The organism is Bacillus fonticola, assembly GCF_012955605.1.
Taxonomy (GTDB): Bacteria; Bacillota; Bacilli; order Bacillales; family JC228; genus Bacillus_CG; species Bacillus_CG fonticola.
In genome coordinates this window covers 1996368-2011361 of the sequence record NZ_CP052135.1, presented here as the reverse complement: position 1 = coordinate 2011361, position 14994 = coordinate 1996368, and the positions used below count along the sequence as shown (strand labels likewise).

At 43.6% G+C, this 14994-nt stretch carries 15 protein-coding genes; 13 read left to right on the top strand and 2 right to left on the bottom strand.

Features of this window, described 5'->3' with window-relative positions; all coding sequences use genetic code 11:
- Positions 1–9 precede the first annotated feature (9 nt).
- Together gcvPA and gcvPB are read left to right on the top strand one after the other, a co-directional pair.
- Entirely contained in the window at positions 10–1362 is a 1353-nt protein-coding gene (gcvPA, locus tag HHK01_RS09900) for an aminomethyl-transferring glycine dehydrogenase subunit GcvPA (protein ID WP_170007637.1), read from the top strand.
- Complete coding sequence (gene gcvPB, locus HHK01_RS09895) at positions 1352–2809, top strand: aminomethyl-transferring glycine dehydrogenase subunit GcvPB (RefSeq protein WP_170007636.1); 1458 nt, start codon at positions 1352–1354, stop codon at positions 2807–2809. Before gcvPA ends, gcvPB begins: the two co-directional genes overlap by 11 nt.
- A gap of 647 nt (positions 2810–3456) precedes the next feature.
- Here gcvPB and HHK01_RS09890 read toward each other — a convergent pair.
- Positions 3457–3834 (bottom strand): rhodanese-like domain-containing protein, encoded by a 378-nt coding sequence (locus tag HHK01_RS09890; protein WP_170007635.1) that lies wholly within the window; start codon positions 3832–3834, stop codon positions 3457–3459.
- 187 nt (positions 3835–4021) lie between these two features.
- Between HHK01_RS09890 and HHK01_RS09885 the strand changes: the two genes are divergently transcribed.
- From HHK01_RS09885 to HHK01_RS09865, 5 genes are all read left to right on the top strand, one after another.
- Positions 4022–4858: a lipoate--protein ligase family protein gene (locus HHK01_RS09885; protein WP_170007634.1), complete on the top strand. Its 837-nt coding sequence runs from the start codon at positions 4022–4024 to the stop codon at positions 4856–4858.
- 168 nt (positions 4859–5026) lie between these two features.
- The gene (locus tag HHK01_RS09880; protein WP_170007633.1) at positions 5027–7297 is read left to right on the top strand and encodes a ribonucleoside-diphosphate reductase subunit alpha; all 2271 of its coding nucleotides are present in this window, start codon (positions 5027–5029) and stop codon (positions 7295–7297) included.
- A 67-nt stretch (positions 7298–7364) separates the two neighbouring features.
- The gene (locus HHK01_RS09875; protein WP_170007632.1) at positions 7365–8411 is read left to right on the top strand and encodes a ribonucleotide-diphosphate reductase subunit beta; all 1047 of its coding nucleotides are present in this window, start codon (positions 7365–7367) and stop codon (positions 8409–8411) included.
- Between the two features lie 11 nt (positions 8412–8422).
- Positions 8423–8887, top strand: coding sequence for a flavodoxin domain-containing protein (locus tag HHK01_RS09870; protein ID WP_170007631.1), 465 nt, complete (start codon positions 8423–8425; stop codon positions 8885–8887).
- Positions 8888–9008: 121 nt separating this feature from the next.
- Positions 9009–9896, top strand: a complete 888-nt coding sequence (locus tag HHK01_RS09865; RefSeq protein ID WP_170007630.1) for a patatin-like phospholipase family protein — start codon at positions 9009–9011, stop codon at positions 9894–9896.
- A 21-nt stretch (positions 9897–9917) separates the two neighbouring features.
- On the opposite strand, the gene HHK01_RS09860 is transcribed toward HHK01_RS09865, so the two are convergent.
- Positions 9918–10301 carry an SA1362 family protein gene (locus HHK01_RS09860; protein WP_170007629.1) on the bottom strand — a complete coding sequence of 128 codons (384 nt, stop codon included), beginning with the start codon at positions 10299–10301 and terminating at the stop codon, positions 9918–9920.
- 366 nt (positions 10302–10667) lie between these two features.
- Between HHK01_RS09860 and HHK01_RS09855 the strand changes: the two genes are divergently transcribed.
- The 6 genes from HHK01_RS09855 to spoIIIAB all read left to right on the top strand — a co-directional run bounded on the left by HHK01_RS09855 (position 10668) and on the right by spoIIIAB (position 14968).
- Entirely contained in the window at positions 10668–11213 is a 546-nt protein-coding gene (locus tag HHK01_RS09855; protein WP_170007628.1) for a YqhR family membrane protein, read from the top strand.
- Between the two features lie 81 nt (positions 11214–11294).
- Entirely contained in the window at positions 11295–11756 is a 462-nt protein-coding gene (gene aroQ, locus HHK01_RS09850) for a type II 3-dehydroquinate dehydratase (RefSeq protein ID WP_170007627.1), read from the top strand.
- Entirely contained in the window at positions 11753–12814 is a 1062-nt protein-coding gene (locus HHK01_RS09845) for a M24 family metallopeptidase (RefSeq protein WP_170007626.1), read from the top strand. Before aroQ ends, HHK01_RS09845 begins: the two co-directional genes overlap by 4 nt.
- 13 nt (positions 12815–12827) lie before the next feature.
- Positions 12828–13385 carry an elongation factor P gene (gene efp, locus HHK01_RS09840; protein WP_170007625.1) on the top strand — a complete coding sequence of 186 codons (558 nt, stop codon included), beginning with the start codon at positions 12828–12830 and terminating at the stop codon, positions 13383–13385.
- A 138-nt stretch (positions 13386–13523) separates the two neighbouring features.
- On the top strand, positions 13524–14456 hold the full coding sequence (gene spoIIIAA / locus HHK01_RS09835; RefSeq protein WP_170007624.1) for a stage III sporulation protein AA: 933 nt from the start codon (positions 13524–13526) through the stop codon (positions 14454–14456).
- On the top strand, positions 14453–14968 hold the full coding sequence (spoIIIAB, locus tag HHK01_RS09830) for a stage III sporulation protein SpoIIIAB (RefSeq protein ID WP_170007623.1): 516 nt from the start codon (positions 14453–14455) through the stop codon (positions 14966–14968). Before spoIIIAA ends, spoIIIAB begins: the two co-directional genes overlap by 4 nt.
- Positions 14969–14994 lie beyond the last annotated feature (26 nt).

Genomic DNA, 14994 nt, shown 5'->3' with positions numbered 1-14994 from the left:
ACTACAACGATGACACATCGCTATTTGCCACAAACAGAAGAAGATACACGTCAGATGTTAGATACGATTGGCGTGTCTTCAGTAGAAGAGTTGTTTTCCGACATTCCAAAAGCAGTACGCACACCAGACCATTTGCCATTAAAGCGTGCATTAAAAGAAGGAGAATTGGTGAAAACGTTTCGCCAATTCGCTGCCAAAAATGCTGACTCAAAAACGTATACGTCATTTTTAGGTGCAGGCGTTTATGATCATTACATTCCATCTGTTGTAGATAGCGTGATTTCTCGCTCAGAGTTTTACACCGCGTATACACCGTATCAGCCGGAAATTTCGCAAGGCGAATTGCAAGCGATTTTCGAATTCCAAACGATGATTTGTGAATTGACAGGAATGGACGTTGCCAACTCATCTATGTATGACGGGCCGACAGCGTTAGCAGAAGCGGCTATGTTGGCAGCGGGTCAAACGAAGCGCCGCACACTGCTCGTGTCAGACGCTGTCCACCCACAAGCGAAAGAAGTTATCACCACATATGCAAAAGGTCAATACATCGACGTAAAAATGATTCCATTAACAGAAGACGGTACAACAGATTTGGAGGCATTGGAAGGTCTTATGTCCGATGATACAGCGGCTGTAATTGTGCAGTATCCGAACTTCTTCGGTCGTATTGAACCGATGGATCGTTTGCAAAAGCTACTTGAAAACGAAAAAGCGTTGTTCATTGCTTCAAGTAATCCACTTGCGCTTGGCTGTTTAACGCCTCCAGGTGCGTTTGGTTGTGACATCGTTGCCGGTGATGCACAAGTGTTTGGTATCCCGCAAAGCTTCGGTGGGCCACATTGTGGGTACTTTGCTGTGAAGAGTAAATTTATGCGAAAAGTACCTGGTCGTCTTGTTGGTCAAACGGTTGATGAACAAGGTCGCCGCGGTTTTGTGTTGACGCTACAAGCACGTGAACAGCACATTCGTCGTGATAAAGCAACTTCTAATATTTGTTCAAACCAAGCGTTGAACGCACTGGCGGCTAGCGTTGCCATGTCTGCACTCGGAAAGGATGGCGTGGTCGAACTCGCTAAGCAGAATGCGCAAAAGGCGTACTATGCGAAGCGTGCTTTGCTAAAGGCAGGGGTGCGCGTCATTACTGAGCAACCGACTTTCCATGAGTTTGTCATTGAACTAAATCGCCCTGTTTCTGAAGTGAACGATGCCCTGTTTGAAAAGGGAATCATAGGCGGTTATGATCTAGGAAATGTACGATCGGAGTGGTCACATCGTATGCTCGTAGCCGTGACAGAGCAACGGACTAAGAATGAAATCCATGAGTTTGTAGAACAGGTGGTGGCAATCGATGGCAACTGATTTCCCTCTCATATTCGAACACAGTAAAGAAGGACGTATTGCACATAGTTTACCTGACCTTGACGTGCCTGAAGTAGATCTTGATGAAGTACTAGGTGGAACTTTTGTTAGAACCGAGGCACCAGGGCTTCCAGAAGTGAGTGAACTTGATTTAATTCGTCACTACACAGCGCTTTCTAAACGAAATCACGGTGTAGACTCAGGCTTTTACCCGCTCGGTTCTTGTACAATGAAATATAATCCGAAAGTGAATGAACAAGTCGCGCGTTTAGACGGGCTTGCCCACATTCATCCATTGCAAAACCCGAAAACGGTTCAAGGCGCTTTGCAACTTATGTATGAATTGCAAGAAGAGCTACGTATTATTACGGGCATGGATGAAATTACGCTACAGCCCGCAGCAGGTGCTCACGGTGAGTGGACTGGTTTAATGATGATCCGTGCGTACCATGAGAAGAATGGCGATACGAAGCGTACGAAAGTGATCGTTCCGGACTCTGCTCATGGAACAAATCCGGCATCGGCGACTGTTGCGGGTTTTGAGACGATTACCGTAAAATCAGATGAAAACGGACTCGTTGATCTCGAAGATTTACGTCGCGTTGTGAACGAGGAAACCGCAGCGCTTATGCTCACAAATCCGAACACGCTCGGTTTGTTTGAAAAGCATATTGTAGAGATGGCAGAAATTGTCCACGGCGCGGGCGGCAAGCTCTACTACGACGGAGCCAACTTAAACGCGATCATGTCAAAAGCACGTCCTGGAGACATGGGCTTTGACGTCGTTCACTTGAACTTACACAAAACGTTTACAGGGCCACACGGTGGTGGTGGACCAGGTTCTGGACCAGTAGGGGTGAAAGAAGATTTGATCCCATTCCTTCCAAAACCAATCGTGACCAAGCGTGAGAACGAGTACATCATTGATGAAGACCGCCCACAATCCATCGGAAGAGTGAAGCCGTTTTGGGGGAACTTCGGTATTAATGTTCGTGCTTATGCTTACATTCGTACGATGGGAGAAGCGGGCTTGCGTGCAGTTTCAGAAGGCGCTGTGTTAAATGCGAACTACATGATGCGTCGTTTGCAACCATACTTTGATCTTCCATACGATACGCACTGTAAACACGAATTTGTAATCAGTGGGAAACGCCAGAAAAAACTCGGCGTGCGCACGCTTGATATAGCGAAACGCTTGCTTGATTTCGGATACCATCCACCGACTATCTACTTCCCGTTAAACGTAGAGGAATGTATGATGATCGAACCGACTGAAACCGAGTCAAAAGAAACTTTAGACGCATTTTGTGATACGCTTATTCACATTGCAAAAGAAGTCGAAGAAAATCCAGAAATTGTTCAAGAAGCACCGCACACGACTGTTATTTCTCGTCTAGACGAAACACAGGCAGCGAGAAAACCCGTGTTGCGTTATCAGAAAGCGTAATGAAAAAGGGCCCCCTTGTGAGGTCCTTTTTCATTTTTATTTATTGGTTTGTCATAAGAATCAATTTCATAAATCACTTTCTAAAGAAACACAGACCAGCATAATAGTTGTTGCTAGAATTTCCTAATTTGTGGCCGTTGGACTTGGGTGTTGATTTCCGCTACAGGCGGACGCTTTCCGCGGGCGGGCCGTGAGCCTCCTCGTCGCTTCGCTCCTGCGGGGTCTCACCTGGCCACGCTTTTCCCGCAGGAGTCGCCGCCTTCCGCTCCAATCAACGGTTTGGAAATCAAGATTGAGCATAATTTTTTGGGAGCACCCAACCGAGACTTTTTGGTTACATTGTGGTAAATTTCATCCAAATCTATCGCTGAAATCATCTCTTGATAACGTTGGGTAGGTACCATCTCGTATCATTCTTGGATGTTAAACAAGCTCTCTTGGCGTATACTAACCATGGGGAGTTCCTCCAGTCTTTTGGTTCGTGCTTACTTACCATTATACAAGACTTGGGGAGGTACTCCTTTTACTATGTATCAAAACCCTTGCGCTGCATGGGCTCTGATTTGTGAAATCCACTCATAAGTTGAAGTATTAGAAAACCAAAAGCCCACTAACGGTAAGGCCTGTTAGTGGGTCACGTGAGAGTTCTACTGTTTTTTGTATTTAATTTTTCCAGTCCACTTTTTAAATCCGCCGTTTAATGTGTACAGGTCACGATAGCCTTTTCTGTATAACATTTGTGCGGCACGACCACTCCGCATTGAGTTTTGACAGTAGATGTACACCGGTCTGTCAGGACGGACTTCTTGTAGACGCATTTTTAGCTGTGTCGTTGGAATGTTGCGTGCACCGAGAATGTGTCCGCCTTCGAATTCCTTCGGTTCACGCACGTCAATTAATTGTGCTTTCCGATATCCTTCGATAAATTGTTCTTGCGTAAGTCTTTTCAAAATCTTCTTCTGATAAAAGTACGTAAAAAGTCCGTATGCCAAAATAGCTGCAAGGACAACAATCAATCCGATCAAAGACTAATCTCCCCTTCTAGCACTAAATTCGATCTCTTTCTATTATAACGGGCAAAAATTAAAAGAGCAAAGAGAATTCATTCCCTTTTCCCCTTGACAAAATTCTTTAGATTTGCCGAGTTTTCATCGAGAAAGAACTTTGCTAGACTAATGTCGATATGAAGAGTAGAAAAGAAGGGATACGAGGATGTCGAAAGAAACATGGCGTTTTTTGGAAACTTCAGGAGGAGCGCCATCTTATAACATGGCGCTGGATGAAGCGTTACTTGATTGGCATAGCGAAGGGAAAATTCCGCCTACGATTCGTTTTTATACATGGAATCCAGCGACTTTATCAATTGGATATTTTCAAAAAGTCGAAAAAGAAATCAATATGGATGCTATCCACGATTTAGGTCTCGGCTTTGTCAGAAGACCTACTGGTGGACGAGGCGTTTTACACGAGCACGAGTTGACTTACAGTGTGATCGTTTCAGAAGCTCATAAAGATATGCCACAAACGGTGACAGAAGCTTACCGTGTTATTTCAGAGGGCATTTTGCAAGGATTTCGTTCATTGGGATTAGAAGCGTATTTTGCTGTTCCGCGTACAGATGATGAAAAAGCAGCGCTCAGGAACCCACGTTCTGCGGTTTGCTTTGATGCGCCAAGTTGGTATGAGCTCGTTGTAGAAGGACGGAAGGTGGCTGGTAGTGCGCAGACTCGGCAGAAAGGCGTAATCCTACAGCACGGTTCTATTCTTTTAGATCTAGATGAGGACAAGCTGTTCTCTTTGTTCAAGTATCCGAGTGAACGTGTAAAAGAACGTATGCAGCGCGCATTTCGTAGTAAGGCAGTGGCGATCAATGCACTGAGGGAAGCTCCTGTGTCATACGAAGAAGCAAGCGAAGCCTTTCGAGCTGGATTCGAAGAAGGTCTTAACATTCACCTAGAACCTTATACTTTATCGGAAGAAGAAGAGGCATACGTTCAAAAACTGGCCAAAGAGCGCTACGAATCTGATGAATGGAACTATAGAAGATAGTGTGAAAAAAATTATCAAATGCTTTACACCTTACAGCGACGCTACATGTAGTGTTGCTGTATTGATTTCTGTACAATATATTGTGTTTTGTTATTGAGTTTACTACATAGATTTGATAGAGTGATACTATCGAATTTTCGATTTGTTAATAGAGGAGCGATGGTGGAGATGAAGACGGAAGTACGACAAGATGCAGTGAACTTGTTGAAAAATATAGGAGTACAGTACAACCTAGATACAACATCATTGGAAGCACGTTTGCAAGTGTTATCAGAAGATCAGGCGTTTGAGCAGGGTCAATTTCACGCGCTAAATAAAGTGGAATTAGACGAGCCTAATTGGACATATGTAGCAGCACGCTTTTACTTGCACACCTTATATAAAGAAGCAGCACAAAACCGAGAAACAGACCCACAAATCGGGTATGGATTCTTTTATGACCTCATCACAACACTCACAAATAAAGGTGTTTATCATCAACATCTTCTAGAAGCCTATACAAAAGAAGACATTCATGAACTAGAAGCGTCTTTAGTTCCAGAGCGCGATCATTACTTTACATATATTGGGTTATTTCTCCTCGCAGATCGTTATTTAGCAACGGATAAAGACAAAAATCGTTTCGAGCTCCCACAAGAACGGTTTATGATCATTGCAATGAATCTCATGCGTAAAGAGAATAAAGCGCGTCGTATTGAGCTTGTAAAGGAGGCGTACTGGGCACTCTCTAACTTGTATATGACGGTAGCGACCCCTACGTTAGCAAACTCAGGTAAAACGTACGGTCAACTGTCGAGTTGTTTTATTGACACGGTCGATGACAGTTTAGAAGGCATTTATTTGAACAACTTTGATGTCGCCCGCCTTTCTAAAGATGGCGGGGGTATAGGCGTATATTACGGCAAAGTACGGGCGCTCGGTTCAGATATTAAAGGATTTAAAGGGAATTCCTCAGGGGTCATTCCGTGGCTAAAGCAGCTGAACCAAACAGCCGTCTCCGTTGATCAGCTTGGGCAACGAAAAGGAGCGATTGCTGTCTACTTAGATGTATTTCATAAAGACATCATGGGATTTTTAGATTTGAAAACAAACAATGGGGACGAGCGCCGCAAAGCGCATGATATTTTTACAGGAGTTTCCATCCCAGATTTGTTCATGAAAAAGCTTCAAGAAAAGGACGAAGACGGAAGATCGATTGGGGAATGGCACGTGTTCTGTCCGTATGAAGTGAAAAAATGGATGGGTTGGAAAGACGAAGAGGGCATTTCACTAGGGCTTGAAGATTTTTATGATGAGCAAGATGAAAAATACTTTGAACAGAAATATGAGGAAGCTGTTCATCATCCGTTACTTCCACGCAAAACGTACCGAGCGATGGACATTATGGCACGCATTATGATCGCGCAACTAGAAACGGGAACTCCGTACATGTTTTATCGCGATACAATGAACCAAGCAAATCCCAATAAACATGTGAATGGGGTAGGACGCACCTCGATTTTCTGCTCTAACCTTTGTACGGAAATCGCTCAAAACCAGTCACCGACGATGATTATGGATGAATATAAGGATGAGCGCGGTTACCACCATCTCGTACGTAAACCAGGGGATTTTGTCGTATGTAATTTATCTTCTATTAATCTACCTCGTGCGGTGGAGGCTGATGTACTCGAAAGACTGATTTCTGTTCAAGTACGGATGCTTGACAATGTCATTGATCTCAACACCATTCCGGTACCACAAGCTGAAGAAACGAATCAAACGTATCGAGCTGTTGGGTTAGGGACGTTTGGTTGGCATCATCTATTAGCAAAAAAAGAATTGTACTGGGAGTCTGAGGATGCTGTTCGGTATGCTGATGAATTGTACGAAGACATTGCCTATTACACGATTTCAGCTTCACAAACACTTGCGGAGGAAAAAGGTGCATACAAAAAATTTGCCGGCTCCGAATGGGACACAGGTGCCTATTTTGCGCGTAGAGCTTATACATCGAATCGTTGGGCAAACTTACAAGAACGTATTAACGCAACAGGTGTGCGAAATGGGTACATGATGGCAGTTGCTCCGAATTCGTCTACAGCAAAAATTGGAGGCTCTACGGACGGGATTGACCCGCTTTACTCGGTCGTATTTGCTGAGGAGAAGAAAAACTTTAAGTTTAAGGTGACGGCACCAGACCTCACGCATAAAACATACGAGTATTACAAACGTGCTCGACACGAACTTGACCAAACGTGGAGCATTCGTCAAAACGCTGCTCGCCAACGCCACATTGACCAAGCGGTAAGCTTTAATCTGTATGTACCACATACAATCCATGCAAAAGAGTTATTGAACATTCATTTAGAAGCATGGCAGCAAGGATTGAAAACGACGTATTACGTACGAAGCACTTCTCAAGAGGAAATCGAAGAATGCGAAGCGTGCCATAGCTAAAGGAAATTTTTTTTGAAAGGGGTGGTGGGAGAGTAGTTCTCATCACCCCAGTTGAGGAGGAATCGTCGTGGATATCCATGCACCCATTCAGAAAGTGAAATTGCTCGAACCGAAGCATCCAAACCGTTCTACAGGTATTATCGGAGGAGAAAACTCTGGAATTTTAAACTGGAACGATATCGCCTATCCACAAATGTACGAGTTGTACCAAACACTACTCGCAAATTTTTGGAAGGCTTCAGAAATTAATATGCAGGATGATATAAAAAAATTCGATACGTTACGAGAAGAGGAAAAGGAAGCCTTTTTCCGTATTATTACTGCACTTTCTTCATTGGATAGTTTACAGACCCCTACGATGCTAGATGTTCTTCATTATTTATCTGATTCTAGCTTTCGAGCTATCGTGGCCATCATCGCTCAACAGGAAGCGGTACACAATGAATCTTACTCGTACGTGCTAAGCTCACTCGTCTCTCTGTCCGAACAAAACGAACGCTTTAACGAAGCGAAGGACGATCCCGTCATTAGAAAGCGAAATCAGCTCGTGTTAGACTGCTACCAGGCGTTCCGAGATGAACCTTCACCACAACGGTTGTTTGAACTTATGGTGAATTCTGTCAACCTAGAAGGCCTGTACTTTTACGCAGGATTTGCGTTCTTTTATCACCTTGCACGCAAGCAAAAGATGCTTTCCACGTCCACGATGATCTCTTATATTCAACGTGATGAAATGCAGCACGCTTACTTTGGTGCACAGCTCATTCGTATTTTATTAACAGAAGTTCCAGAGCTGAATAATGAAGAAAACACAAAGTTCATTTACGATACAGTCCATAAAGCCGTAGAGCTAGAAAAGGAATGGGCGGCAGTTGTTTTAAAAGATATTCATGATCTTGACTTGGAGGAATTCCATCAATACATTGAATACTTGGCGAACAAACGCTTTCGTCAAATGGGACTGCCGAATTTGTACGCTGATAAAGAAAATGTAATGCCCTGGATTCAAGTATTCTCTGATGAGATGATGAATGCAACGAAAACGGATCAATTTGAACAAAAGTCACGAACATACACAAAAGTGAACTCATCCAACGGGTTTAACGAACTGTAGGTGGTGAAAACGTGAAAATTGCCATCGTATATGCGTCTATTACTGGTAATACAGAAGCTGTGGCAACTGGATTATGGCGGGCATTTCGGAAAGAAGGGATAGCTCCTGACCTCATTTCCGTCGAAAATTTTGAATCCGCGTCGCTACCGTATTTTGATGCGATCATTATGGGAACCTATACGTGGGGGAGCGGGAACATTCCGCATGCGATGAGTGATTTGTATCAATATATGTCTGGTTCCCCACGACCCAACCTTGTTACTGGCGTTTTTGGAACTGGTGACACATCTTATCCCCACTTTTGTGGTGCCGTGGACGAATGGACGAAACTCCTTTCCTATGAAACGAATCTGGCTGTTACGATGAAAATTGAACTATACCCACAACAGCAAGATGAAAAAAAATACAGTTTGTTTGTCCAATCCATTCTTGACCGAGTGAAAGCGCAAAACCTACACATGCCTGTTCATAAATAGGCATGTGTAGGTTTTTTGTATTTGCTGCGAACGAAATATCCGTTCATTAAACAAAAATGGACTATTTTTCTTTAGAGTCTACTACGATGGTAATAGCGATACCTTAAAGGGGGGCGCAGAGTTGTTAATTGATGGAGTGTTTTCCGGAGGGGGTATTAAAGGATTCGCGCTAATCGGTGCTTATGAAGAATTGGAGACAAGAGGCTTTCAATTTAAGAGATTGGCAGGGACAAGTGCGGGAGCGTTAATAGCGAGTCTCATAGCTGCAGGATATACAAGTGAGGAACTGAATGAAATATTGGATGAGGTGGCTTTTGAGACATTCCTTGACGAGCGGCGAACCTGGATCCCATTTTCACTAGCCAAATGGTTCTTCTTATATAAACGACTCGGGTTGTATAAGGGTGAACGTTTACAAAAGTGGCTAGCGAGTAAACTGGAGAAAAAAGGTGTTCGGACGTTTTCTGACTTGCCACACCAAGCACTCCGTATCATTGTATCCGATTTAACCAATGGTCGTATGGTCGTTTTCCCAGATGATTTAGAAGAGAAATATGGGATTCCCGCAGGAACATTTTCTGTTGCTCATGCAGTCCGGATGAGTTGTGCACTTCCATACTTCTTTGAACCCGTTAAGTTACGATCCTCCAAAGGGACTTCTTTAATGGCTGATGGTGGGATCTTAAGTAATTTTCCTATGTGGCTGTTTGATGAAGAGAACGTAAATAAAGTACGACCTGTGATCGGAGTGAAATTATCACCGAGTTATCAAGACCATCAAAAGCACGAGATTCGAAACGCGATCGGGTTATTTGAGGCACTGTTTGAGACGATGAGAGATGCTCATGATGCACGATATATCTCACGAAAACACGCCAAAAACATCATCTTCATCCCAACTGAAGGGGTGTTAACTACCGAATTTATGCTAGATGAAGAACGAAAGCAAGAGCTCATTACATTAGGGCGTTCGTCCGCTACTCGATTTTTCAAAGAGTGGGCTTATTAAATGAAAAAGATCGTAATTCTCCTACAGAGAAGCACGATCTTTCTTTTTGTTTTTATTTCCTTCAATCACTGTAAGGTGGGAAGGGGGTTTTCGTTTTTTTGTTGTGGACCGTTTTGCTTTTGTTGAGGTGACGTGGCTACCCCGTACAAGAGGACTTGTCGTCTGTCTACGTTTCTTGGATGAACGAACTGCTTTCCGGTAAGCGCGTTGTTCCTTTGATGAACCACCGCCACTGACTCCGGGTGACAATCGACGAAACAAGAAGAACAACACACCGAGAATCATTAATCCGATCAACAAATTGGATAGGAACGCACTAGGAGATTGACGGAAGGTGACCACAAGTCCGACGGCCGCCAAAACAAGTAAAGACCAAAAAAGCCATGCTGTTGTCCTGCTTTTCATCGAATGCTACCTCCTCTCTTAGAAGGATATACAAATGTCTACCAAAGTAAACTAAATACGGAATATTTTTTCTGAATTACGTTGGATTCATAGCTGCAATTGAAGAAACGCATCCATGATGGGGGCAATTGGAATGATAAAGTAAGCGAAAACCCCTACTCCAACAAGATGAAACTGACCCACCTGCTTAGCAATAGGGTTATATCCTTCATTCTACAAGCTTCTGTAGATTCCTTCAACGAACTGATCATTTTCACGTTAATCTGGCAAAAAAGAGCAAAGCTACTGACTCGTGAAAGTATTTTTGACATAGCCTATTCTCCTTGTGTTCATACTAACAATTAGATGAACTAAGGAGGGACATAAATGAGTGATAACGAGAAAGAGACAAAGGAGAAGACGACAGATCAGGATGGACATCAAAAAGAGCAAAACAAACAAGAAGAGCCGATGTCTTTTTTAGCAACGGTTATTCTGACAGGATTCATTGGAGGCGCCTTCTGGAGTGGACTTGGATATATTGCGTCTCTATTCCAGTTTACGGAAGTATCGCCGCGCGTTGTTCTCGAACCCTTTACAGTGGGAGAATGGACAGGAACGTGGATCGGACTCGTCGTTTCTCTTCTATTATATGGTGGTTTAGGAGCAGGTGCTGCCCTTGGTTATTATATCGTATTGCGTAAACTCAAACCTTTTTATATTGGATTTGGTTATGGGCTAGGTCTATTCGGCATTGTCTTTTTCATCTTGCACCCAATGTTTCCAAGTATGCCACCACTGCTGGAGCTTACTATAAATACGTTTATTACATCAGCTTGCTTGTTCGGTCTATTTGGTTTATTTATTGGGTATTCCATTTCATATGAAAACAATGAACTCAGAGTCAAATCAGAAAAACCTGTCTCCCACTGAGAGTGATGTACCTACCCAACTAGGTGTCTACATGATACACTTATCATACGGTGTTCTATAGGGGAAAAGGTAGGTGATCGTGTGAAAAAAATTCTTTGTCTGAATGGACCCAATCTGAACAGACTTGGCAAACGAGAAGTGGATGTCTATGGAACGGAAACATATGAGGCTTTAGAAAATCTAGTTGTCGAATGGAGCGGAAAATTAGGTATCACCGTTGAATGCCGTCAATCCAATCATGAGGGAGTGCTTATCGACTCGTTACACGAAGCATTCGATGCAGGATTTGCAGGCGTGTTGATGAATCCCGCGGCGCTTACCCATAGTTCCTATAGTCTACGAGATGCGATTGCTTCCATATCTCCTGTTCCGGTAGTAGAGGTACATATATCCAACATCCACGCACGCGAGTCTTTTCGGCATCAATCGATCACAGCCCCTGTTTGTATTGGACAAATTAGTGGCTTTGGTTTTGACGGATACTACCTTGGACTTCTTGCGCTCGTGCGTGCTATACAATGTGGGGAGGAGAAAAAAAGATGAAACTAGAGAAACTTCGTGAACAATTAAGTGTACAAGGGGTAGACGCTTTTCTCATCACAAGCCCGTCCAATCGTTTTTATATGACAGGGTTTACAGGGACTAGTGGGGTTGCTTTCGTGACTGCTGACCAAGCGTTATTTATTACAGATTTCCGCTATACAGAACAAGCAGCTGCCCAAGCTCAAGGGTATGAAATTGTTCAACATAAAGGCCCTATTCCGGAAGAAGTTGCGACTCAAGCTGAAGCATTAGGCGTTAAAAAAATTGGCTTTGAACAAGATTATGTGACTTACTCAGAATACGAAGCATATGAGCGCGCATTCTCTAAGGGAGAGCTTGTCGGAGTGAAAGGCGCATTGGAACAATTGCGTTTGATGAAGGACGAGAAAGAACTGAAGATTGTCAAGGATGCTTGTGACATTGCAGATGCAGCGTTTAAACACATCCTTGAGTACATACAACCTGGAAGAACCGAGCTTGATGTATCAAATGAATTGGAATTTTTCATGCGAAAAGCGGGAGCAACGTCTTCTTCTTTTGATATCATTGTCGCTTCAGGCGCGCGTTCTGCTTTGCCACACGGAGTCGCTACAGATAAAGTGATCCAAACGGGTGAACTTGTTACGATGGACTTTGGTGCGCGTTATAAAGGGTATGCGTCTGATATCACACGCACGATTGGCGTAGGGGAAGTAAGTAAAGAGCTACGTCAAGTGTACGATATTGTTTTAGAGTCGCAATTGCGTGCTATGGAAGGCATCCAACCTGGGATGACTGGGAAAGAGGCCGATTCCCTAGCGAGAAACTTGATTGCAGAAAAAGGATACGGCGAGTATTTTGGTCATTCACTTGGACATGGTCTAGGGGTCGATGTGCACGAAGCGCCTTCCTTGTCAGCGAAGTCTGATATGCTTCTCGAAGAAGGTATGATCGTCACGGTCGAACCAGGAATTTATCTTCCAGGTAAAGGTGGCGTGCGTATTGAGGACGACACATTGGTGACCAAGGATGGAAATGAAACGCTTACTCATAGCACGAAAGAATGGATTACGTTGTAGGAGAGATGATGAAATGATTTCGGTAAATGATTTTCGGACTGGCTTAACAATCGAAGTAGATAACGGAATTTGGCAAGTACTTGATTTTCAACACGTAAAGCCTGGAAAGGGAGCTGCATTTGTTCGTTCGAAGCTACGTAACTTACGAACAGGTTCGATTCAGGAGAAAACGTTCCGTGGTGGAGAAAAAGTAGCGAAAGCACACATTGAAAACCGTAAAATGCAATATTTATATGCAAACGCCGATCTGCATGTATTTATGGACAACAATTCGTATGAACAAATTGAGCTACCGGCTCCACAAATCGAGTACGAATTAAAGTACTTAAAAGAGAACATGGACGTACAAATTATGATGTTCCAAGGGGAAACGCTAGGAGTTGAGCTCCCGAACTCTGTGGAGCTTGAAGTAACAGAAACCGAGCCCGGTATTAAAGGAGACACTGCCTCTGGTGGAAGCAAACCAGCGACAACAGAAACAGGACTCGTTGTAAATGTTCCCTTTTTCATTAACCAAGGAGAGCGTATCATCGTCAACACAACTGACGGTTCATACGTATCCCGCGCATAAGACAAAAAAACTGGTCAAGAAGACTTCTCTTCTTGACCAGTTTTTTTGTGTCTAATTATCCGAAGCTCGTTGGGTCATAAACCAAAAAGGAGCGCATACATTTGAAGTAATGAACGAGATGGACAAGGAGGCAGAGGTATGGAGTCAATCTATAATTTATTACCGCCAGCCATTCAATCCGCCGTACAACAACTACCACTAGACCGCGTGCCTCAGTTAGAAGAAATTCGATTACGCGTTGGACGAGCAGTAGAACTTATTCAATCAAACGAAAGCGAATACCTTCCCATATCTTTGCAAGAAGAAGATGTTGACTACATTCTTGGAAAATTAAGCAAGCACTCCTTATACATGATGGATGAAGAATTACGAAGAGGATACGTCACTATTGAAGGAGGACACCGCGTTGGGCTTGCGGGGAAGGTTATTCTAGAGAACGGTCAGGTAAAAGCAATTCGCGATTTTGGCTCTTTTAATATTCGGATTGCTCGAGAGAAAAAAGGCGTTGGACAACGTTGGATTCCTCATCTCTGGCAAAACGGACGTTGGGTCCACACGTTGGTAGTGGGTGCACCACAAACGGGGAAAACAACATTGCTTCGTGACTTGGCTCGTATTGTATCAACCGGTGAAGAAAGTCAACGCATCCCATCGAAAAAACTTGGCATCGTGGACGAGCGTTCGGAAATAGCGGGCTGCAAAAGGGGGATCCCACAACTCACATTCGGATCACGCGTGGACGTATTAGATGCTTGCCCGAAGGCTGAAGGGATGATGATGATGATTCGCTCCATGAGTCCTGATGTGCTCGTCGTTGATGAACTTGGTAGAAAAGAAGATGAAGATGCAATGAGAGAAGCTTTACATGCAGGGATTACTATTTTTACGACCGCACACGGTGCTTCACTAGCAGAGGTAGCCCATCGTCCTACGCTACGACCTTTTTTGGAGGAACGCGTATTTACAAGAATTCTTGAACTTAGTAAATCTCCTACAGGAAAACGGGTTATCACTCTTCGAGACGAAATGGGAAATGAAATAGCCTCTGAGAGAAGTGTGACGAGATCATGATAAAAATTGTAGGAGCTATTTGTATTCTCGCTGCTACAACATGGATTGGGTTTGAATTTTCTCGCCAATTCAGTGAGCGACCGCGCCAATTGCGTCAATTGAAAACAGCGCTTCGTTCGTTAGAAGCTGAAATTATGTATGGACATACACCATTACATGAAGCAACGAGAAGACTTGCGAAACAAATGCCCAATCCCATTGCTCTTCTTTTTTCGAGTTTTTCCAAACGACTCATAGAAACGGATACAACGGCTTCAGTTGCTTGGGAAACCTCACTTCGAGAAGTTTGGAAGTGGACGGCACTCAACAAGGGTGAGTTCGAGGTGCTCAGTCAATTTGGACAAACATTAGGGAAGCATGACAGAGGTACACAGCAAAAGCAAATCGTTCTCGCCTTAACCCATTTAGAGAGAGAAGAAACTGAAGCAAGAGATCGCCAGTCCAAATACGAGAAGATGATCAAAAGTTTGGGTGTGCTATCAGGCTTACTATTAATCGTACTCTTTATGTAAGTGGACAAGTAAAAGCGCAGGCACAC